At 67.7% G+C, this 20433-nt stretch carries 27 protein-coding genes, 1 tRNA gene and 1 pseudogene; 5 read left to right on the plus strand and 24 right to left on the minus strand.

Annotated elements, in window-relative coordinates; genetic code table 11:
* Positions 1 to 9 precede the first annotated feature (9 nt).
* Positions 10 to 492 (minus strand): hypothetical protein, encoded by a 483-nt coding sequence (locus tag H165_RS18155; RefSeq protein ID WP_211206278.1) that lies wholly within the window; start codon positions 490 to 492, stop codon positions 10 to 12.
* 87 nt (positions 493 to 579) lie between these two features.
* Here H165_RS18155 and H165_RS0100620 point away from each other — a divergent pair, with 87 nt between their 5' ends.
* From H165_RS0100620 to H165_RS0100630, 3 genes are all read left to right on the plus strand, one after another.
* Positions 580 to 819, plus strand: a complete 240-nt coding sequence (locus H165_RS0100620; protein WP_017936955.1) for a helix-turn-helix domain-containing protein — start codon at positions 580 to 582, stop codon at positions 817 to 819.
* A 144-nt stretch (positions 820 to 963) separates the two neighbouring features.
* Entirely contained in the window at positions 964 to 1275 is a 312-nt protein-coding gene (locus tag H165_RS18995) for a helix-turn-helix domain-containing protein (RefSeq protein WP_017936956.1), read from the plus strand.
* Positions 1272 to 2495, plus strand: a complete 1224-nt coding sequence (locus H165_RS0100630; RefSeq protein WP_017936957.1) for a type II toxin-antitoxin system HipA family toxin — start codon at positions 1272 to 1274, stop codon at positions 2493 to 2495. The genes H165_RS18995 and H165_RS0100630 overlap by 4 nt, the downstream gene beginning before the upstream one ends.
* A gap of 239 nt (positions 2496 to 2734) precedes the next feature.
* Here H165_RS0100630 and H165_RS0100635 read toward each other — a convergent pair whose 3' ends face one another.
* Positions 2735 to 3004: a hypothetical protein gene (locus H165_RS0100635; RefSeq protein WP_026146255.1), complete on the minus strand. Its 270-nt coding sequence runs from the start codon at positions 3002 to 3004 to the stop codon at positions 2735 to 2737.
* Between the two features lie 345 nt (positions 3005 to 3349).
* Between H165_RS0100635 and H165_RS0100640 the strand changes: the two genes are divergently transcribed.
* Positions 3350 to 3426, plus strand: a tRNA-Met gene (locus H165_RS0100640).
* Positions 3427 to 3478: 52 nt separating this feature from the next.
* Here the strand turns inward: H165_RS0100640 and H165_RS19860 are convergent.
* The 13 genes and pseudogenes from H165_RS19860 to H165_RS19005 form a co-directional block, all read right to left on the minus strand.
* A pseudogene (locus H165_RS19860) lies at positions 3479 to 3736 on the minus strand (phage integrase); the annotation flags it as partial.
* A gap of 133 nt (positions 3737 to 3869) precedes the next feature.
* Positions 3870 to 4304: a lipocalin-like domain-containing protein gene (locus H165_RS0100645; protein ID WP_017936959.1), complete on the minus strand. Its 435-nt coding sequence runs from the start codon at positions 4302 to 4304 to the stop codon at positions 3870 to 3872.
* Positions 4305 to 4306: 2 nt separating this feature from the next.
* On the minus strand, positions 4307 to 5155 hold the full coding sequence (locus tag H165_RS0100650; protein WP_017936960.1) for an alpha/beta fold hydrolase: 849 nt from the start codon (positions 5153 to 5155) through the stop codon (positions 4307 to 4309).
* Positions 5152 to 5700 (minus strand): VOC family protein, encoded by a 549-nt coding sequence (locus H165_RS18160; RefSeq protein ID WP_248681179.1) that lies wholly within the window; start codon positions 5698 to 5700, stop codon positions 5152 to 5154. Before H165_RS18160 ends, H165_RS0100650 begins: the two co-directional genes overlap by 4 nt.
* Positions 5701 to 5762: 62 nt before the next feature.
* Positions 5763 to 6113: a DUF2793 domain-containing protein gene (locus H165_RS0100660; protein WP_017936962.1), complete on the minus strand. Its 351-nt coding sequence runs from the start codon at positions 6111 to 6113 to the stop codon at positions 5763 to 5765.
* Between the two features lie 12 nt (positions 6114 to 6125).
* Complete coding sequence (locus H165_RS0100665) at positions 6126 to 6719, minus strand: glycosyltransferase family protein (RefSeq protein WP_017936963.1); 594 nt, start codon at positions 6717 to 6719, stop codon at positions 6126 to 6128.
* 67 nt (positions 6720 to 6786) lie between these two features.
* Entirely contained in the window at positions 6787 to 9069 is a 2283-nt protein-coding gene (locus H165_RS0100670) for a phage tail protein (RefSeq protein WP_017936964.1), read from the minus strand.
* Positions 9069 to 9278, minus strand: coding sequence for a hypothetical protein (locus H165_RS0100675; RefSeq protein WP_017936965.1), 210 nt, complete (start codon positions 9276 to 9278; stop codon positions 9069 to 9071). Before H165_RS0100675 ends, H165_RS0100670 begins: the two co-directional genes overlap by 1 nt.
* Positions 9275 to 9502, minus strand: coding sequence for a hypothetical protein (locus tag H165_RS0100680; protein WP_017936966.1), 228 nt, complete (start codon positions 9500 to 9502; stop codon positions 9275 to 9277). Before H165_RS0100680 ends, H165_RS0100675 begins: the two co-directional genes overlap by 4 nt.
* Before the next feature lie 13 nt (positions 9503 to 9515).
* Positions 9516 to 10298 carry a DUF2163 domain-containing protein gene (locus H165_RS0100685; protein ID WP_017936967.1) on the minus strand — a complete coding sequence of 261 codons (783 nt, stop codon included), beginning with the start codon at positions 10296 to 10298 and terminating at the stop codon, positions 9516 to 9518.
* Positions 10299 to 10554: 256 nt separating this feature from the next.
* On the minus strand, positions 10555 to 11097 hold the full coding sequence (locus tag H165_RS20160; RefSeq protein ID WP_211206282.1) for a Cys-every-fifth RiPP peptide CefA: 543 nt from the start codon (positions 11095 to 11097) through the stop codon (positions 10555 to 10557).
* An 816-nt stretch (positions 11098 to 11913) separates the two neighbouring features.
* A complete protein-coding gene (locus tag H165_RS0100695) occupies positions 11914 to 12969 on the minus strand; it encodes a hypothetical protein (protein WP_017936969.1) in 1056 nt (351 codons plus the stop codon).
* A gap of 3 nt (positions 12970 to 12972) precedes the next feature.
* Positions 12973 to 16329 (minus strand): tape measure protein, encoded by a 3357-nt coding sequence (locus H165_RS19005; protein WP_017936970.1) that lies wholly within the window; start codon positions 16327 to 16329, stop codon positions 12973 to 12975.
* Between H165_RS19005 and H165_RS0100705 the strand changes: the two genes are divergently transcribed.
* Positions 16328 to 16525 (plus strand): hypothetical protein, encoded by a 198-nt coding sequence (locus tag H165_RS0100705; RefSeq protein ID WP_017936971.1) that lies wholly within the window; start codon positions 16328 to 16330, stop codon positions 16523 to 16525. The genes H165_RS19005 and H165_RS0100705 overlap by 2 nt on opposite strands.
* Position 16526: 1 nt before the next feature.
* Here the strand turns inward: H165_RS0100705 and H165_RS19525 are convergent, their stop codons facing one another.
* From H165_RS19525 to H165_RS0100745, 9 genes are all read right to left on the minus strand, one after another.
* Positions 16527 to 16670, minus strand: coding sequence for a hypothetical protein (locus H165_RS19525; protein WP_017936972.1), 144 nt, complete (start codon positions 16668 to 16670; stop codon positions 16527 to 16529).
* Between the two features lie 5 nt (positions 16671 to 16675).
* A complete protein-coding gene (locus H165_RS18170) occupies positions 16676 to 17044 on the minus strand; it encodes a DUF6631 family protein (RefSeq protein WP_017936973.1) in 369 nt (122 codons plus the stop codon).
* Positions 17037 to 17195: a hypothetical protein gene (locus tag H165_RS19530; RefSeq protein WP_155943562.1), complete on the minus strand. Its 159-nt coding sequence runs from the start codon at positions 17193 to 17195 to the stop codon at positions 17037 to 17039. The genes H165_RS18170 and H165_RS19530 overlap by 8 nt, the downstream gene beginning before the upstream one ends.
* A gap of 2 nt (positions 17196 to 17197) precedes the next feature.
* Positions 17198 to 17536, minus strand: a complete 339-nt coding sequence (locus H165_RS18175; RefSeq protein ID WP_040640549.1) for a hypothetical protein — start codon at positions 17534 to 17536, stop codon at positions 17198 to 17200.
* A 3-nt stretch (positions 17537 to 17539) separates the two neighbouring features.
* Positions 17540 to 18289, minus strand: coding sequence for a phage tail tube protein (locus H165_RS0100725; protein WP_017936975.1), 750 nt, complete (start codon positions 18287 to 18289; stop codon positions 17540 to 17542).
* 12 nt (positions 18290 to 18301) lie between these two features.
* On the minus strand, positions 18302 to 18754 hold the full coding sequence (locus H165_RS0100730; protein WP_017936976.1) for a phage tail terminator protein: 453 nt from the start codon (positions 18752 to 18754) through the stop codon (positions 18302 to 18304).
* Positions 18751 to 19164, minus strand: a complete 414-nt coding sequence (locus tag H165_RS0100735; protein WP_017936977.1) for a gp436 family protein — start codon at positions 19162 to 19164, stop codon at positions 18751 to 18753. The genes H165_RS0100730 and H165_RS0100735 overlap by 4 nt, the downstream gene beginning before the upstream one ends.
* A gap of 87 nt (positions 19165 to 19251) precedes the next feature.
* Positions 19252 to 19512, minus strand: coding sequence for a hypothetical protein (locus H165_RS0100740; protein WP_017936978.1), 261 nt, complete (start codon positions 19510 to 19512; stop codon positions 19252 to 19254).
* Between the two features lie 14 nt (positions 19513 to 19526).
* Positions 19527 to 20432, minus strand: coding sequence for a Mu-like prophage major head subunit gpT family protein (locus H165_RS0100745; protein ID WP_017936979.1), 906 nt, complete (start codon positions 20430 to 20432; stop codon positions 19527 to 19529).
* Position 20433 lies beyond the last annotated feature (1 nt).

Here is a 20433-nt window from a genome sequence, read left to right on the forward strand (position 1 = left end):
AAGCGGCGGTCATCGACCGTGAAATTGGGGTCGTAGCCGACCAGTGTCAGCAGCGAGCCGACATAGTAAAGGCCGAACTGATTCATCAGCCAGCGTTCCATCGCTGGGCAGCTTGCTGTACGGTGGGATCGGTCCATCGCTACGAACCTGACCGGTGGTTTTGCCGGAGATGGAAAAGCTCTTCCAGGTCAGTACGAAGTTGTTTGACTGTTTTGGCAGCTCCGGCGCGCAAAGCGACAGATTGCTGAAGCGCTCGGAGCGCTTGGCGTCGTACCAGAGCACTGCGTCAAAGCGAATGCAATCACTGGCTTTGAGCGTGAGGCTACGGGTCAGGGTCATCTGATCCGCCGGAATTTGCAGATTGCTGATCGCCACCTTGGGCCACTCCGGGGCGCGACCGTCGGTAGACAGATTCTGGCGCAAGGCGTTATGCAGTGGAGTTCCCAGCAAGCTGTTGCGGTTTGCCGCGCTTGCTATGGCGCCTGCATTCAATTGTCACTCATAGTGCGGGTGCTTATCGGGCGTAGCCCTATAGAGGGGGTACTCATAGAGTCATTTCTCTTTAAAGAAGAGAGAAATATGGCCCTTGATCCCCGACTACGCTTCGGCCTGAAGCTGATAGAAATCAGAAAGACTAGAGGGTGGTCGCAAGAACGCCTAGCACTGGAAAGTGGCTTGGCACGCAGCTATCTGGGGGGTGTTGAGCGTGGTCAGCGCAACATCGCATTGCTCAACATCTTCAAGCTGGCCGAGGCGCTGGGGGTGGAGCCTTCAGTACTGCTGGAGGCGCCGGCGGCTGGACAGGAGCCAACTCCGTAACATCGTAGCGCTACGGTATCGTAACGTTACGATGGTCACTGCCTAGTCGCTCGCGGCAGCTATCGCAGCCATCTGCTTTCAAGAATAAGTAAAGTCCACTAAAATGGTACTTACGCAATTTTTTACGCGTTAAGGGTCATAAAAGTGACTTTTCATCTCTCGACTCCCGCTGAGATCCTGCACGCGCTGGGTGTTCGTCTGCGCGAGCAGCGGCTTGCCCAATCGCTTACGCAGCGTGAACTGGCGCAAATGGCTGGACTGTCGCTGGGGGCGTTGCGCAAACTCGAAAGCGACGGTCAGTGCTCGCTGGAAACGCTGGTCCGTGTCGCGCAGGCACTTGGCTTGCTGGAGGCGCTGGACGATCTCTTTGTACTTAAACGGCAATCCATCGCCCAGATGGAGCAGGTGGACCTTGTGAGCCGCCGCCAGCGTGCGCCGCGTAAGAGAACATCATGAAGCTGCTTACCGTGCATTATTGCGGCTGGGGAGAAGACTGGCCGTTGGGACGCCTGGCCGATGACGGTCAATCCCTGCTCTTCGAATATTCTCCCGAAGCTCTGTCTCAGGGCTTGGAACTGTCGCCCTTGCACCTCAAGCTGCGTGCGGATGCCTACGGTGGTTTTCCGACCCATTTGCATCGCCTTCCGGGCCTAATAGCCGACAGTCTGCCTGACGGCTGGGGTTTGCTGCTGATGGATCGCCTGTTCCGTCAACACGGCTTGCGCCATCCCGGGCCACTGGACCGCCTGGCCTTCATTGGTGAGCGCGCGATGGGCGCGTTGCGCTTCGTTCCAGCAAGCGACGCCGGCGCCCACGAGCCCGACTGGTCCTTGCTGGCGCTGGCCGAGCAAAGCCGTCTCGCGCTCGCGGGCGAGGCGGGGGCAGCCCTGCGCGAGCTCGCGCTCACCGGCGGCTCACCGCAAGGGGCCAGGCCCAAGGCCTTGGTGCAGTACGACGCAACGACCGGGCAAGTGAGCACCCGTCCGGATGCGCCCGGCAGCCCCTGGCTGGTCAAGTTTCCGGCGCAGAACGAACACAAGGAGGTTTGCGTCATCGAGCAGCTCTATGCCGAGTTGGCTCGGGATTGCGGACTGGATGTGCCCGAAAGTCGCTGGTTCGACCTTGGCCCCGAGCTGGCCGCCTTCGGCGTCGCGCGCTTCGACCGGGAGGGAGGGCAACGCGTCCCGGTGCACAGTCTGGCTGGATTGTTGCAAGTGGATTTTCGCCTGCCTGGTGCCACCGACTACACCGCCTTCCTGCGAGCTACCCGTTTCCTGACGCGCGACGAGCGCGAAGTGGAGAAAGCCTACGCGCGAGCCGTCTTCAATGTGCTCTTCCACAACCGTGACGACCACCCCAAGAATTTCGCCTGGCGTCTCGGGCCTGACCGGCGCTGGCGTCTGGCTCCGGCATTCGACCTGACCTTCAGCGAAGGCCCGATGGGCCAGCATCACCTGGACGTTTGCGGCGAAGGTGCTGCCATCGAACGCCGGCATTTATTGCGTCTGGCGGAGGAAGGTGGCGTCCCAAGGAAACGGGCGGAAGAGGTCATCGAACGGATGCTGCCGCAGGCAAGCTCATTGGGTGAGCGGTTGGAGCGTGCGCCGATCAGGCAGATGCTGGTGCAACAGATCAAATCCACCATTGATGCCTGTCGCCGGCGCCTGGAAACCTGAATCCGAGCCGGCGCAACGGTGCCAGATCAGGGTTGAACATACTCAATGCTGAGTTTCTTGAGTACAAACATGAGTATGTTTTTTAATGGAGCAGCATGGTTAACCTTTCATTCAATGACTTGCAGTCACAATCGCTGTTCAACGTCTGAGCCCTGCGCAGCGACATCCTGAAGCGAGCGAAGAACCCCGGGTCTCCCGGGGTTCTTTGTTTCTGGCCCCCGTCCGGATATTCGTGCCGATCAGCCGCGACTGGCCAGCCAGGCGGCGCCGGCGGCCAAGGCCGCCGCTTCGCTGGGATAGGTGGTGGACGGGCCGCTGATGATGCAGGGTTCGCCTTCCTCGCCACCCTCCCGCGTCCACAGTTCCCAGGTGCCGTCCTGGCGCCAGCTGGGCACCGCGGTATAGGGCCTGTCGTTCATTGCCGCCAGGGCGGCTTCCACCTCGGGGCGGGATTCCAGCATCCCTGCATACAGATAGGGCGTGGCGCAGCGGCCCTCAGAAAGGCGCATGGGCGTACTCCGAAAAGATCCTCAGGAACGTCCTCTTTTTATCTCACGAGCCTGACCAGGCTTTCCAGGGCTTCCGCGGACTGCAGTGGCAGACAGCCGCAGCGCATCAGCTGTTGGGGCCGTCCGCACAAGCTCCACGGGGCCGGGAGCATGCGCTGCCATAACACACGCTTTTCCACCCGGAAAGGCAAGACGCCAGCCTGTCGCTACGAGACCGCCCCCGCCGCTCGCCGCCCCACCCCCGAGGCTCTGCAAGGCTAGCCTAAGCATTTGATCCGACGTGAAAAACTCTTCGCAAAGAGCTTGACAGCAGGCCTCGCGCCAAGAATAATGCGCGCCTCGAATGGCTACGTAGCTCAGTCGGTTAGAGCACGGCATTCATAATGCTGGGGTCCGGGGTTCAAGTCCCTGCGTAGCCACCATGATTTTCAAGGGGTTAGCGAGAGCTAGCCCCTTTTTTATTGTCCGGGCAGCCTACAAACAGACTACGTCCCGACTACCCCCCTCCCCGCCTGGGGCCATCAACCGCCCCACATATCCGCCTTGCGAGAGCGGAGACAGCCTAGGCGCAGACTCCAGATGACCCGGCGACAGGTACGCATAGCGCATGGTCATCGTGATCGACGAATGCCCCAAGATCCGCAGCAAACCATGGAAACCACACCGCTGGTAAGCGGCCCGGAAGGCAGACCGGCAAGGCATGAACAGACGCCCATTCCCCAGCATCCCCAGGGTTCTACCCCATTTCCACGGACGGGGCACACAGCAGAAAAAAGAGCCGCATCGCGGCTCTCTAAGGCTCGGGGACTGAACGGAAGGAAGGGGCACCGGCGCGCCGAGCAGCGGTGCCGGTGCCCGGGGCAGGTCAGCTGGCAGCGACGGCGCGCTTCCAGCTCAGGCGGGCGGTGCGGGCTTCGGAGGTGCCTTCCTCCAGCCGTGCGGTAAGGGTCAGGACTTCGCCGTCAAATTCGGCGTTGCGCAGCTGGCTGCCACCGACCCAGTTGGGGAAGATGCTGTAACGCACCTTGTGGGTGATGGTGTCACCGTTCACTTCGTAGTCGCCGGCATAGGTCAGGTAGCTGTTGTAGGCCTCCGCCTTCTCGGCGTCCGAGGCGTTCCACTGGCCGCCGGTGGTGAACTTGGCACGGTCCTTCTTGGCGACCACGCAGAACATGCCGTAATCGCTGTACTCGATGAAACCTTCCAGCTCGGTACCCATGGGCCGCACTATCCGACCGTCGTCGTAGACCTGCTCCCAGGAGAGGATGGTCCAGCGCCCCTTAATGCTGTCGCGATTCATGTTCATGCTCCTTGGTTGGCAGGCTGCTCGATCAGGAAATCGACCAGCAGACGGGTAAAGGCCTGGGCCTTCTCGATCTGCACCCAGTGGCCACATTCGCCGAAGGCGTGCAGCTGAGCGTGGGGGATCAGGCGCAGCATGCGCTCGGACAGCTCCAGCGGAATCACCTTGTCGTCGCGGCCGTGGATCAGCAGGGTCTCGTGGGGTAGCGCGCGCAGATCCTCATCGGCCAGGGCGAGCATTTCCACACCCTGCTGGCGTGGCGCCGGGAACAGCTGGGCGAAGCGGGTCTGCACGTCGTCACGGATGCTGGCTTCGTAGCGCATGCGCACCAGGTCGTCGTTGATCAGGCTGTGGTCGTAGGCGAAGACTTCCATCAGCTCGCGCATGGCCTGCAGCGAAGGCTGATAGCCCCAGACCTTTTCCAGGCCATCGGTGATGGGGAACGACAGCCCGGCCGCGCCCATCAGCACCAGGCGCTGCACGCGCTGCGGATAGGTCTTGGCGAAATGCAGGGCGATGGCGCCGCCGAAGGAGTTGCCGACGATGGACACCCGGGGAATGTCCAGGGCGGACAACAGGCCGACCAAGGACTCCACCCAAGTGGCCGGGTCGAGCTTCCACTCGGGCGGACAGCTGGTGTAGCCGAAGCCAAGCATGTCCGGGGCGATGATCCGGGCGCGCTGGGACAGGGTGGGAATCACCCCGCGCCAGTTGGCCCAGGCGGTGACGCCGGGGCCGGAGCCGTGGATCAGCAGGATAACCTCGCCTTCACCCTGGTCATGGTAGTTGAGGGTGCATTCGCCAATCTGGATGCGCTTGGCGATTTCCGGGGATGCATTGGTACTCATTGTGAGGCCTTGGCAGTTTGCGAGTTGGTGACGACCGGGGCACGCACACCCTGTGCGGCCAGGCGTTTGAGGATCTGGCGGGCTTCTTCACGTTTGTGATCGGGCAGCCAGGTGCGGTCGTGGCCCCACAGGCTCATACCCTGCAGTTCCTCGACCTGCCAGTTGGGGCCGATGGTGCGGCTGGCCCAGCCCAGTTCGAACATCCAGCCGTCCGGATTCTTCAGGTAGAAGGAGGTGGTGTGGTCGTTGATGTGGCGCCCCAGGGTGACGCCGATGGACTCCGGCTTCTCCAGAGCCATGTCGTAGGCCCTGCCGAGGTCGTCGAAGTCGTTGTATTCGAGCATCAGGTGATAGATCTTCGCCGGGCCGCCGGTATGGGCCAGGCCCATGGTGTGATGGCGCGGGTTGCAGTGCAGGAACTCGACGCGGAACGGCGCCTGGGTGTGGTCGCTGACCCTGAAGCCGAAGATGTTGCGGTACAGGTGGCTGAGCTCGTCGAAGTGCTCGGTGGGCTTGCACAAATTAAATGCGACGAGTGATCGCATTGCAGGCGACATGATCGGATTACGTGCGACGTAAATATTCGCACGCAATGCGAGCACGAGGATCAGACGACGACGCCGGCGCTCCAGCCGCCGGTCTTGTAGACGGCGAGCCTGTCCTCGGCAGCGATGTAGGCGAGCCAGCCGACCTTCGGGGCGTGGTACTCCCAGGCGCCGTCGATCCACAGCGCGATCTGGTCGGTCCTGCCGGCCCAGGCGCCGGTGGCACCGGCCGGCACGATGTAGCGATCGCCCTCGGCGGGGCTTGCGGGTGGCGTGGTCACGGTGCGGCTCGTCACCGACAGGCCCACGACAGCGCCCAGGCGCTTCAGGTTCGCGTCCATCCCGGCGTGCCAGCCGGATTCGCCCAGCGTCCAGCCGTAGACGAGGCCCAGGTTCGGATCGGTCAATGGCATCGGTTCATCTCCTCAAGGTGTCGAAAGACTCGGCAGTGGCCCCAAAGCCGTGCTGCGCGCGCGGCGGTGGCGCTGGTTCGGGTGCTGCCGCCAGTGGCGCCCGACGAGGGGCAGGTGCAGCACGCCGCCACGCCTGGCCACGAGGCGGGTGAGCCACCAGTCGGCGCCGGCGTCGAGATCGGCGATGCGTGTCAGCACCGGCTCGACGGCGCTTCGGCGCATCACGATCAGGCCGTGGACGTGGCTGGCCGAGTGGGCGTGCTGGAAGGCGCTGTAGGCCAGTCGCCGCACGCCGAGGGGGCGGCCATCTTCGTCCATCAGCGCTTCGTCGGTGTAGGCCAGCACCGCCGACGGGTAGGCATCGAGGGCATCGGCCAGCGATGCGAAGGCGCCGGCCTCATAGCGGTCGTCGGGATCGACGAAGGACACGAGCGGCAAGGTCCCTCGCGCGAAGCCCGCCGCGCGGGCTTGCCCGACCCGCTCCCGGATGCCGGGCAGCCGGTGCAGGCGGATCGGCGCGCCGGCGAGGCTGGCGATGCAGGCCTCGCGCCATTCGGTCGGATCATCGAGCGTCAAGATGTGCACGTCGATGCGCGGCGGACTCATAGCTGCCCCCGCCGCTGGGCGGCGGCCCCCCGAGGGGGCGCGCCATGATCTTGGGACGGCCCGGCGATCATGGCGACACCCCGCCCCAGTACTGCCCCCAGCGCAGGCCATAGCCCGCGCGCTCGACGGTGCGCACTTGCGCCTGCCAGCTCGCCAGCCCGTCGCGCTCGGCCTCGATCTCGACGGTGACGCGGTCGCCTGCCGCGCCGGCGTCTGTCGCGCTACTCGCCACGTCCCAGGTCCAGGTGTTGCCGGTGAGGCCGGTCTCGGTGCGCACCAGGGTGCCGTTGCGGTCGCGCACGCGCACCCGGTAGGTGGTGCCCGGTTCCGGGCCGATGTCGCCCTCGTCCTGCCGCACGAGGTAGGCGGTCTGGAGAAGGCGGTCGCGGTGTGCCCAAGTCAGGATCAGGTCGCCGGCGACCACGGCGGGCTCGCGCTGGCCGTTGAGCCGGATGCGCCCGGGTGGGTACGGCCGCGCCTGGCGGCCGGCGAGCACGATCGGCGCGCCGTTGGCAGCCAGCACCGCATCCCCTTCGGCGCTGGCCGTGCGCGGGATGGCGGCGACGAACACCGACTCGCCCGGCGCGCGCTCGGTGGTCTCTGCGGCCAGCCATTCGCCCACGCCCACCAGTCGCGTGCCGGCCGGATGCATCTGCGGCGTGGTGTCGAGCACCCCGCGGGCGAGATCCACCGTGCCCGCGGTGGCATCGAAGGCGAGGATCGCCACCGCTTCGCGCGGGGCGCCGGCCGCATCGACCAGGTAGGCGTAGTCGCCGACCGCCAGGCGCTCGGGCTGGGCCAGCGCCGTCACCGGCACGGCCAACGCATCGGCTTCGCTCGCCGACAGCGCCTGGCCGAGCGTGAGCAAAGGCGCGTAGTCCTCCGGGGCCACCGCCTCGAGATCGGCGCTCGCGGTCCCGGTAGCGAGCTGCCAGTTCAACTGCCCCGTGCCGCCCGCACAGGCCAGGGCCCCCACGTAGGTGTCGGTGTCGGTGATCTGGGCCAGATCGGCCCGGCTCAGGTTGCGCGCCAGTTCCCAGTACGGCACTTCCACCGCCAGCACCAGGGCTGGCGGCAGCGCCTCCAGCGGCGGCTCCTCGACGTGCGGCGGCGGGGGCGAGAGCACGGTGTTGCTCATCCCGAACACGTCCTCCACGGCCTCGATGCGCCATTCGGTGGCGCCCAGCGTGCCGGTGTCGATACCGGTGACGCGCACCACCATGCGCTCGATGCCGAGGCGTGGCCAATGCAGCAGGAACACGTCTCCCGGCAGGGGCGGACGCTCCAGGGCGCCGGGGGCGATGGTGAGCGTCATGCGCGCCAGCGGCGAACCCAGCGCCCGCAGGTCGCGCAAGGCAAGCCTGGCGGCCAGCGGCCCGTAGTTGACGCCCGGATAGTCGCGCCGCTGGTTGATCACGCCGCCTTGCAGTTGGATCGCGGCGAGGTTTTGCACCGTGACGGTGGCCTCCTTGCCGGTGGCCCAGTCGGTGTAGACCACGGTCAGTTCATTGGGCAGTTCGCCCCACTGGGCACGTTCGAATCGTTCCAGCCGCACAATTTCGTCAGGCCCCAACTGCGGCAGGCTGTCGATCCAATAGTCGTCGCGCAGCAGCTTGAGCTCAAACGTGCCTTGCTCCGGATCGGTGTAGAGGATGCCGCCAATGTGGTCGATGACCTGGCCGATGAAGCTCTCGATGGGCTGCTGCCGTGTCCAGATCAGATTGAGGCCGAAGCCATCACTCGACAAAGCCCATGCCGCGTTCCAGAAACTCCAGCCGATGGTGCTCCGCGGATAGCCCATGCCCCAGTGCGGATCGGTGAGGCACTGCACCAGGATGTGGGCCGGGTTCATGCCGACGGTGACGTAGGCCCCGGCTTCGTCATCCCAGGCCCGCACCTCGGCGTCCCAGGGCTCCCAGGGTTCGTCGTGCCAGCCCGCCGTGAAGCGCCGCACCCGCACCGCCCAGGGCTTGAGGTAGGGGTTGTTCGCGGCGAACAGGATCTTGCGTGCCACGATCGACAACACCCCGCGAAACGCCGGGATCGCTGCGCCCAGGCGGCTCATCAGGTAGTCGTTGCGGCCTTGCGTCGCATCGCCGCTGAGCACATCCACCTCACCCACCACGCCGCCTTCGCGCTCGTCGCCGCCGAAGAGCCTGGGCTTGTGGATCGAGAGCCGCCCCAGCCCATGGCCGCTCGCCAGCGGCGCGCGGCTCGCATCGCCCCAGGCGCTGCGATCGCCGACCTGGATCTCCTGCACCGCATCCACCGGCCCCTGGCACAGCACCAGGTGCATGCCGATCCGGTAGCGGTAGCCGACGGTCTGCTTCTTCTTGCGGCGGCTGCCCATCAGCGCAGCTCCTCAGCATCTCGGCACGCGACCTCGACCACGCGCTGCGCCATCGCATCGCCCGTGGCCAGCAGCACCGAAGCCGGCAGCCCCCGGGCGAGGAAGTCACGGAAGTCCAGGCCCTGGCGTGCGAACCAGGTGCGCGTGCCGTGCACGCACAGGCCTGCGGCGCGCACGTGGGCGATGGTGACGGTCACGTCCTTGCTCATTTCTTGCCGCCCTTCTTCTTGATCGGTTCGGCAGAAAGATCCCCGTACCACACGACGTTCGCCCCGCGCAGCAGCACCGCGCCGAAGACGACCGGGATCGGTCGGCCCTCCTCGGCCGTGGGCGCGTCGAGGTCGGAGAGTTCGGCGGGTTTCGGGGTGGGCGGTTTGGGCGCGAGGGCGACGGAGACCAGCGCGGCGACGACGATGACGGCGAGGTACCACATGCAATCGATCTCCTTAGAAGATGCCCGTCGAGAACGGGTTCTTGGTGGGGATGAAGGGAAATCCGCCGTAGTTGTCGAGGTTGTCAAAGCGGGATTGGCAGGTGGACGTGCTGTGGTCACAGCCCGCTGTCAGTTGCACCCCGGTGCCGACTTCGATGGCAACCGGGTAGAGCAGTTCCACGCCCACGGTCGATTCGCTCACGATCATGTGGCGCGCCCCGGCGTCGGTCTCCAGCCAGCCGCCGGCGAGCGTGCCGGCCACGGCGGCGGGCACACCGCCATCGAACTCGACGCTGCGGCCGAGGACCTGGACCACCGTGGCCCAGGCCGCAATCGGCTTCGCCCCGCACGCGGCGGAATACAGCACGTGCGAGCAGGCGCGGCTGTAGAGCCGCCTGAGACCAATGCGCTTCAAGCTCACCTGGGCAGACTCGCAGCGGATGCGGGCCGCGTCATCGGCCACCTCCACCCCGAGCACGCAGCCCATCCAGCGCGTGCCGGAAAGCCACCAATACTCACGTTGGACGATCCGCAGTCGCACCGCGGTCGCCTCGCCGGTGAGGGTCGCCTGCAGCAGATGCCGCACGAGCGCGTGGTCGGGCGGGAGCTTCAACTCCAGCGCCGACTTGGCCGCTTCGGCGCCGAGCGCGAGCGCGCTGCGCTCGAGGGGGCAGCGCTCGTAGCGCTCCCCGTAGAGCTCCACGTCGAACTCGTGCGGGGTGAGGTAGAAGCTGCCGCTCGCGCCCTCGAAGGCGTAGAGCTCGACCTCGGACAAGGGCCCTTCGTTCATGCTCATGCCTCGGCGTGGGTAAGGCGATCGTTGCCGCGCGGCTCGGGCAGCCGGCGCAGGGTCAGGGGAATCTCGACCAGCTCGGGGGTGTGCCAGTACAGATCGACGGCGTCGTGGTCGAGCCGGCAGCGGGCCAGACGCACGACGCGGCTGCCGGCGGGCACGGCGGCATCGAGGCCCGAGCGCAAGACGAGCACGCCGCCGTGGTCCTGGTGGAATGAGCCCGTCAGCACGGCCTGGCGCGTGCCGTCGGGGTGCAGGATCAGCGCGGCGGCCGGGCGGTGCCAGAAGGCGGCGCCGGCCTCGGCGTCCACGCGCAAGTACCCGGCCTCGACCTCGGCCTCGTCCCGCACGTGTAGCACGGACGCAAGCCCGTCGGGGATCCAACAGGCACCGAGCCGCCCCTGGGCGCGGTACAGCCGCGCGCGCCAGCGGGCGATGTCCTCGCGCCCCGTGGCGAGATAGCGGCGCTGGAAGGTGCTCGTCGGCCACGGGTCGTCACGGCGCACCCAGGGGGCGGCCGGGGAGAGGTCCTGCCGGGTGAGCACGCCCTGCGCCGTATGGGTGGGGTCGTCGCGCCAGTTGCCGTCGGGCCAGACGGGCAGGCCGTCGAGCCAGGGGTCGTCGAGCAGCTCTTCGTCGGGCAGCTCTTCGTCGGGCAGCTCTTCGTCGAGCAGCTCTTCGTCGGGCAGCTCTTCGTCGGGCAGCTCTTCGTCGAGCAGCTCTTCGTCGGGCAGCTCTTCGTCGGGCAGCTCTTCGTCGGGCAGCGGCTCGAAGGCCACCTGCGCGGTGACGCGGCCCGCATTGACGCCCGGCACCCACTGCGCGAACTCCGCCGGCTCCACCGCCACGCCCTCGACCAGCGGCAGGACGGTCGCGCCCGCGGGAACCGCCCGCGCTAGCGGCTCGGCGAGCCACAGTCGATCCGGCTCCACCTCGGTGAGCGTCAGCACCTGCCAGCCCGTCTGCGTGAACACGATGGCGCGCAACGGCGCGTCCTCGCGCTGCAGCCCGCCCTCTTCCAGCCGGTAGGAAGCAGACGCGAAGCCGTGGCCGGCTGGCGCAAGGATGTCCAGCGCGAAGGCCCCGGCCTCGGCGGCAGCACCCAGCCGCACCGCATGTTGCGGCAGCGGCCACCACGCAGTCCTGCCCAGATGGTCGGCCAGCCAGTCGGCCACCAGCGCGTCGCTCGCGCGCCCGTGGCCCACGTGGTAGGTCAGAAAGCGCCGCGGCACGCACCGCTGTCCCTGCCTCGCCTCGTTGCCCGAGGCGAGCCGCGCCACGCCGGTGGCCCATTGCAGGCGCTCGATGAGGGGCTCGGCCCAGTCGTGACGGAAGGCGAACACCCCGCGTGGAGCCTCGGGCCAGGGCGCTTCGCCGAAGGCCTCCATCGCTTCTGCGACCATCGCCGCCGCGGCGGTGTCGCGGCGCAACACCTCGACGAGCAAGGCGGCGGCGTGCAGCGGCGGCGCGGGCTCGGCCAGCGTCTCGGCGAAGGCGGTGACGGCGAGCGCTCCGAAGGCCGCGCGCGAGATCGCCTCGGCCCGTTGCTCGACAACGCTGACCCCCGGTGTGGGTTGGCCACCGACCTCGGCCACCACCTCAGGCACAAGCCGATCCGTCATGCCGACTCCACGCCGAACTCGGCAGCGTTGAAGGCGCCTTCCGTCCACGGCACGTTGCCGTTGGGGTCGCGCTCAAACAGCGCCGTGTGCCAGGCCAGTTGCTCTTGCAGCAGGATGTCGTCGCTCACCGCCGTCTGCGCACCGCTCGCCACGATCCCGCGCACGCGGCCGTTGCCCGCATCGGTCTTGCGCGCGAGCAGGGTCACCTGCACGCCGTGGATCGCCGGGGTGGTCATTGCGGGCAGCGCCTCGACGCCGAAGGTCTGGCTCAGGCCCGCCGTGGCCGCACGGATGGCCGTGGCTTCGTCGTCATCGCTGACCGCCTCCCAGGCGGATGCCGCGCCCTCGACCGCCCATTGGTTCAGTGCCCCGGACGCTTGCGGCTTCAGCGCATCGACCCGCACGTCGCCGAGGAAGGTGTTGTTGATCGTGCCCGAGGTGTCCGCGAGATAGAGGTCGTCCACGTCCGTGGTCACCAGGCAATCCTCGCCCGGCACAGCGCCCACGAAGGCGGTGAGCAACTGCCCGCCGCCCTGGGTGGTGTTCTGCGCCGACAGGGTGATCGCGAGCACGCCGTTGAGGCGCACGTTCAACGTGCCGGTGCTCGTGCCCTGCACGACCTGCAGTTCGACGTAGTGCCACCCCCGCGCGGCCGCCGTCATGACCGAGGTCGAGATCAGCTGGTCGTTTCCGTACAGCCGCCGGTAGAGCTTGAGCCGCCCGTCCTCGCCGATCTTGACGAGGTGCGCCACTCGCGCATTCGCATCGCGCACGCCCAGCAGCACGGGCTCTGCGCCCGTGTTCTCGAAGGGCGCCACGCGCAGTGCCGCGCCCACGATGAGGCGGGTGCGCCCGGCCTCCAGGTTCTTCACATACCCGCCGCCGGCGCCTGCGGGCAGGCGCAAGGCGTAGGACGAGGGTCGCCGGCCCTGGATGCGCGTGGCCTGCGGCGACAGGTACGCCGCCTTGCCGCGCGCGAGCCACGGATCGCCGAAGGGGTCGAGTGCCTGCGGGTCGTAGTGGTCGAAGCCGTCGATGAAGATCAGTGCCATGATTCACCCTTGAAGTGCGGCGCGCACCGCGCGCGCGTTGCGCCCGATGATGTTGAGGATCACCCGCTCGCCGGCGGGCGTCTGAAGATGGTCGTGCGTCACGCCGGGGTCGATGGCGTTGACGATGCGCACGGCCTGGTTCACCTGCGGCTGCGCAGGCGGCACGTTCACTGCCGGCACCAGTCCGCCAGCGGCGAAGGCCAGGCGCTGGCCGTCCCAGCCGGGCGGGGCCTTCAGGCCGTTGATGGCGTCCAGAAAGGCCACGCCCACGCGCTTGACGGCCGCCGCACGCACCACGTATTCGCCCGCCGACAGCCGCGCAGGGATCGAGTCCGAGGTCGAGGTGCCGGGGCCGGTGACATAGCCGCCCACAGCGAACTTCTTGATGTTGCCCAGCAGCGCCATGACGGCGGCCACCATCGCCGCCATCGCGGCAATCGCCAGCACCGGCCCCACATACGGAATCGACGCCTGCGAGGCGGCCGCGCCCGCGCCGGCCTGGGCGGCGTCCATCGACACCTTGGCGGTGGTCTCGGCGGATTTGGTGGCTACCGACTGGGCGGCGGCCGCCTGCTCGATGGCCGCTTCTTGCTGTGTGAATCCCAGCTTCATGGCGAGCATCCGCGCCTGCATCGCCACCCACTGCTGGAAGGGCTGGATCACCATCTGCTGCAGGAAGGCGTCCGAGATGCTGCGGAAGATGCTCGACAGGCCCTCGCGCAGCGTCTGCGCGCCGGTGACCATGCCTTGCAGGGCGTTGCCGAAGCCTTCGCCGATGCGGTTCCACAGCGGCGCGAGCTCGTCGGCGACCAGCCGCGTGCGCTCCAGTTCGTTGCGCCAGGCGGCCACGCGGTTGACCGCCTCCGGTCCGATCGCCTGCGCGGCCTGCTGCATCGCGGGCAGCAGGCGCTGCATCTCGGCCGCCGATTGCTGTTGCAAGACCACGATCCGCTGCCGGGCCTGGGCTTCGGTGAGCAGCCCCGCCTGGCTCTGGATCTGGATCGCCTCCTGGGCGTTGCGCAGCCGCTCGGTGACGAGCCGCCACTCCTGTTCCAGCCGGGCGAGGTTGGCCTGCGCGGCCTTCACGTCGATGAGCCGGTCGATGATCTGCACGCCCGCCGTGTCGCTCTCGGCGATGAGACGCGCGCGCAAGTCGCGATAGCTGCGCTCGATGGCCGCGCGGCGGTCGGCTGCGGTGTCGGTGCCGGTGAGCTGGGCGAGTTCCTCGCGCGCCTGGGCGAGCGCATCGGCAAGCTCGCGCTCGGCGGCGGCCGCCTTGCGAGCGTTGGCCTGCTCGATATCGGCGCGGCGGTTGTTGAGCACGATCAGCTCGGACTCGATCTTCGCCACCTCGCCCTTGGCGCGGATACGGTCGGATTCGGAGGCGCGCGGATCGGATTGCGTGCGACGCGCCTCGGCGAGCAATGCGGTCTGGCGGGCGATCTCGGCGTCGATCTCCCGCTGCTCGATGGCCGCTTTCTGCGCGTAGTAGTCGCGGGTGGAGATGAGCCGATCCTCCAGCGCGGCATCCAGCGCGGCCTGTTGCCGGGCAAGGCCGTCCTTGAGCAGGGCAAGCGCGGCCTCGGCCTGCTCGCGGTCGGCGGACAGGCGGGTGGAAACCGCGGCATCCGCCTTGCCGGCGGATTGGCCGCCGAGTTTCGCTTTCAGATTTTCCAGGGCACGTCGGAACTCCGGCGTATCCTCGCCGATGCCTGCTTCCCTGGCCTTTTCCCGCAGCTCTGCGATGGCGCGCTTGAGCCGGTCGGCCCCGGTCTCGTACTGGGCGATGTAGGCATCCCACTGCTTGCGCAGCAGCGCTCGGCCTGCCTCGGTCGGTGCGCCAGGGTTGGATACTCCGTCGCGTTTTTCGATCTCGGCCAGGTCGGAGCGGAATCGCTCCAGGTCCTTGGTCACGCGATCCAGCTCGGACTGGAATTCGTTGCTGGGCTTGCCGCGATAGGTCACGCGCGCGGTCTCTTCCAGCACCGCCTTGCGCTTTTCGAGCGCTTCGATGGCCTCGCGCAGGTCGGCGGCATCCCCGGTGCCGAACTTCTGCTCGCGCGCAAGCCGCTCGGACGCCTCGCGCGCGCGGTCGATGGCGGCGCGGGCCTTGTCTGCGGCGCTCTCGGCCTTGTCGCCCCAGATGGCCCATGCGGTGGCGCCCGCCGTGAGCAGGGTGAGGATAATGCCGAGCGGCCCGCCCAAAAACGCAAGCGCGGCGCGCAACCCGCCTGCGATGCCGGTGCCTGCGGCCATGGCCGCGTTGAGCCCGGCCTGGGCTGCCGCAAGCCGCTGTTGGGCCGGGACGAGCGTGTTTTCGACCACGGCCAGGCGCGCCATGCCCGTGGCCGAGGCCACGGCGGCCTGGGCGGCGGCAAGCTCCGCCTGGGCATACGACACCTTGGCCCGCGCATGGGCGATGGCCGTGGCCGTGGCCTGACGCTCGGCCGCGATCTCGGCCAGCATGGCGGCCACACGCTCCTTGGCGGCGATGCCTGCGCGGGTGATCGCCACGGTGACCCCACCGACTGCCGCGACCAGGCCGGTGCCGGCGATGGCGTCCATGTGATTCGCCAGTGCGTCGAATGCCGCGCCGACGATGCGGGTTGCGCCGCTGGCCTGGTTGAACGCATCGATAGTCCGACCGAACTCATCGCGCACATGGGACAGGGACTGCCCGAGGGTGCGCGGCATGGCCTCGGCCTCGCGCTGGATCGCACCCCGTTGCGACTCGATGGCCTGCACCACCACGTCGGTGGTGAGCAGCCCCTGCTCGGCCAGCTGACGCAGCCTGCCAATCGGCACCCCAAGGCCGTCGGCAAGTGCCTGCATCAAGCGTGGGGCCTGCTCCATCATGGAGTTGAACTCATCGCCGCGCAGCACGCCAGAGCCCAGCGCCTGGGCGAACTGGCGCACCGCTCCGGCGGATTCTGCGGCGGACGCGCCGGAGACCTTGAACGCGAGCGCGGTCGCCTCGGTGACGGTGGCGATCCGCTCCTGGGAGAGACCAAAACCCTTAGCCGTGGTCGCCAGCCGCGTGTAGAGGGTGGCCACCGCCTCGTAGCCCGCGCCGGTCTGCGCCGCCACGCGGTAGGCGAACTGCTGCGCCTGGGCGAATTCCCGCACCGTGCCGACGGCGAGCATGAGGCGGGCGTTGGTGGACTGCACTGCGTCGGCCAGGCGGGCCAGGCCGGCGATGCCGGACTGCAAGCCCATCACGCCCTGGATGCTCAGGAAGGCGTTGCGCATCACCGCCAGCTCGCGGGAGATGGATTGCAGCCCCGCGCGCGTCTTACCGAGCGCGCCGGCGGTGCTATCCTTGGCGGTAATGCGTATCGCGAGGTCGAGGTCTTTGGCCATGGTCAAACTGCTGCTTCAGTTCGTCGGCTGGATGCTGGCGGCCTTCGGCGCGGTGTTCGCCTTGATCCTGTGGCCTGGCTGGCTGTGGAAGACGCTCGCCGTGGTGGGCATCATCGTCCTGCTGCTCGCCGTCGCCGAAGGGCTCGGGTACGGCTGGGCCAGGCGCGTCAATGGCTGGCTGTTCTGGCCGCGCTGACTCACCGCTCGATCTCCTTCACCCACCTCGCCCAATCCTTGCCCTCCGCCTGCGCCGCGCGCGCCGCGACCGCAGCCTCCAGCAGCTTGTCGCGCCGAATGCGGGCACAAGCCTCGGCGAAATCCCGCGCCAGCGTCCACGGCATCTCCATCACGTCCCGATAGCCGAAGCCTGCGCCGACGAGCCGGGCGACCCATTCGTGCCACCAGAGCCGCTCGCGGCCTGCAGCGCGGCGAGCCGCTCCGCCGCCGCCGTGATGCGCGGCAGCACCTGCCGGACGAAAAAATCCGCGTTGACCTCCAGCACGCGGATGGCCAGATCGACGAGCACGTCGATCGGCTGCTCCTCCAGCCATTGACGATCCACGCGCGCGCCGATGGCGGTGGCCTCGATCACGCCATCTGCATGCTTCGCCAGCGCGGCGAAAATGTCGCCCGCCACCAGCTCGCGCGCCACCGGCTCGATGGCGGCGAGAAAGGCCGGCAGGTCTTTTACTTTGAGGGGAGCGATATCAGTCATGAGTCGGAGCCTTGATGCTTGCGAACCATTCTGGAAGAGGATCGCCAGGCTCATAGACCGTGCCGCCACCATCCTCGCGCGCATCGATCAGTATGTACTCATGCCTGGCGATCCACTCGCGCAGTTCTTCGTCGTCACAAAACTCGCGCATGATCAACTCCTCAGACCGGCGATGATGCACTTGCAGGCAGGCGTTGGCGTCGATCCAGCCTCGAACACCACCCTCACGTATCGCGCAGTGTTCATGCCAGCCAATACCGGGCCATAGACAGAATCATTCCACGCGGTAACGCCGTTATCAGCCACCATTGACCACCATTCCGTCGCATCGTCCGACTCCACGAGATACGCAGAGCACTGTGGCGCGCCATTGGTGAAATGGGACACGATCTTGACGACACCAGGCACACCTATCATGTCGATGATGGGTGACATCCATGACGTATTGACCGCAAGATCAGGCACGTCGAATTTGCGAAAAAACTCAGCCATGGATCAGCCCTGCATGATCATGCGGCCGAACTGGCCGAGCGGCCCCGAGACGTCCTTGCTCACATCGGCCAGTACCTTGCCGGAGAGCTCGAACTTCTGCAGTTCATCCGAAATGAGCGAGAGGTCTTTGGTCGGGTTGATGGCCACGCGGTACAGGTCGACGATCACCGGGCGGTTGCCGTCGGCGGTGTTGATGCCATCGAAGCGCAGCCACACCTCGGGCTGAGCGCTCTTGAACATGGCGGTGCGCTTGGCCGCGCCGTAGCTGTAGTCCACCAGGAACGGCTGGGTGAAGCCGGTCACGGACAGGAATTCAATCGCCCCCTGCGCGGCATGCACCCGGTAGTCGGTGCCCTCGACAAGGGTGGCCGGCGTGCTGGCCGAATCGGTGACGGTGACGGCAGAAACGAATTGGTGGGTCAGCAAGCGCAGGTCGCCAGCGGCAATGCCGGTGGGCAGCGCCTCGCCGGTAACGCTGCCGCTGTTGACCTGGCTGGTCTGGCCAAACAGCGAGAGCTCGAGGTTCTCGCTGGAGATTTCCTCCAGCGTGCAGGAGAACTCGCCGTCCTTGCTCTTGATGATCTGCAAGTCGGTGAGCCGCTGACCGGAGTAGCTCTCCTTGTGCTCGATGGTCTCGACATTGAGGCTGATCTTGAGGTCGGGCACGTTGCCGACCCAGCGCAGCGACAGCGGGTTGCCGGTGGCGTCGCGCTGGGCCAGATACACACGCCCTTGTCCGGAGAAATAGGCCATGGTGGGACTCCTTTACGGTGTGTTGACGGGGGTGAGGCGGGCGGCAAAGGCCAGCGGATAGACGCCGGTGCCGGCCAGGTAGGTGGGGCGAGGGGCCTCGACGCGCCGTAGGGCGCGGCAGCCCTGGGGCTGCCAGCCCATCAGCGCGGCGAGGATGCGGGCGAGCAGCGGCCCGGCCTTGTCGGTGACACCGCCGCCGCTGGCCGCGTCCTTGGCCGAGCGCACCAAGAGCGCCACGATCCACTGCTGGTCGATGGCCTGGGCCGCGCCCTGTCCGGGTCCTGCGCCCTCGACGATGCGGTCGCCGCCCCAGGCCACCCACACGGCAGGCGAGGCCGGGGTGGCGTCGCCGATCTCCTCGATGGCGGCGGCCAGCCGGACCTGCCTGAGCTCGCCGGAAAGCTCGCCTTGGAGCCGCTCGACGATCTGCGCGCCGATGTCGAGCCAGTCTTGCGGCAGCCTCATTGCAGCACCCCCCAGTCGCGCGGCCGGGTGCCCGGAGCCACCTCCAGCGTGCCGCCGGTCAAGCCCTCCTGAGCCGGGCGCGGCGCGTCCAGTTGCACCCGCCCGGCGGCGATGGCCTCCAGCAGACGGCGGGCATCCTCGAATCGGCGGCGCACCTCGTCGCTGGCCTGCTCGCGCCAGAGCCGGTAGCGCGCCATGTCGCAGGCGATGCGCACGATCAGGCGCGGCACCGGCGACAGCGGCAGGGCATAGCGCCCGGCGAGATAGCCGTCGATCTCCGCGTCCACGTCCGCCGCCGCCGCTGCATACACGGCGGCATCGGGCACGCCAGCGCCCACGGCATCGGTCAGTTCGGTGGCCTCGGCCTCGCCCACCGACGCCACAAAATCGGCAAATGCGGCGTAGCTCATTGCGCCGTCCTCCATCTAACCCCGTCAAACGGGTTTTTAGGCCCGTGGAGCGATTTTTTGGGGATGGGTGATACCTCCATAGCCACCTCAGCCGTTCGCGGCCTCAGCGCCGTTTTTGCGCCGGGTGCGTGCAGCAGCGGGCGGCGGCGCGGGTTTTGCGGCGGGCGCGGGCGCATCGGCTGCCCCGTCCGCCTCGGCCACCAGCAGCGCCGGGTCGGCGCGTAGCCGCTCGGCCTGCGCGGGCGTGGCCTGCACTTCGAGCGGCTCGCGCCCGAAGGGGCCCAGGCCCGCGCGGTAGCGCCGCGCGTCGCCGTGGGCGGGCCGGGTGCGGACGATCAGGCGGATCACGGCGTCACCTCACCTCAGGCCAGCCACGGCGAGACGATCACCTCGACCGCCTTGTAGTTGGGGTTGCTCACCCCGCCCGTGGTCAGTTGCGCCTCGATGAGCGACAGCGCGGCGGCGCGAAGCGAAGGCGGCACCACCAGATGGGTGGGCTTGACCCCCATCGGGCGGCCGCCATCGGCCTTGACGTCCATCATGGCGGCCATCGCGGCGTTGAAGTTGTCGGCGTCGAGCGCGGCCTTGCTCTTGTAGGCCAGCTGCCAGAAGCCGAAGCCCGCGTTGCAGCGGTAGCGCACGCCGTAGCGGTAGGTGTCCGACATGAACACCATCTCATCCTGCGTGCTGGTCAGCGCATCGAGCTCCGGCGTGGTGCGCTCCTGGAAGATGAGCGGCTTGAGCGCGCGGCTGGTGTCCAGCAGATACCAGGCCGGGCCGGTGCCGGCTTGCAGGTTGGACACCAGCGTGGCCGTGCCGGTGCCGTCCACGTTCGGATAGACCGGGTGGTCGGTGTCGAAGAAGTTCTGCCCGTCGTAGCAGGTCGTGGTCTCGCCGGCGGCCAGCAGGGCAAAGACCAGCTGGTCGGCGTGGGCCTTGGCGGCGCGGCCCATCTCGGCGAACAGCGGGGTATAGACGCCCACGTTGTCGTCCTCGATGTCGGTGCGTTTGACGGCGACCGTGCCCTCGTAGAGCTTGTTCTGCACCTGGTAGGCCTGCGCCGCCATGTCCTTGAGCACGCGGTCGCCCACCCACTCGCGCAGGGCCGGGAACTGGCCCAGCCAGCCGTAGGTGTTGCTGGCGGAAGAGGACGGCACGCGGGTGGCGACCTTCTCCCAGTCGGTGGGGGTGGCGGCGAGCGCGTCCTGGAAGGCTTTCGAGAAGCCGGTGCGCAGGCCGGACAGCAGGGCGGGGGTGATGATGGCCATG

It is taken from the genome of Pseudomonas thermotolerans DSM 14292 (assembly GCF_000364625.1).
In the GTDB taxonomy this organism is placed as follows: domain Bacteria; phylum Pseudomonadota; class Gammaproteobacteria; order Pseudomonadales; family Pseudomonadaceae; genus Aquipseudomonas; species Aquipseudomonas thermotolerans.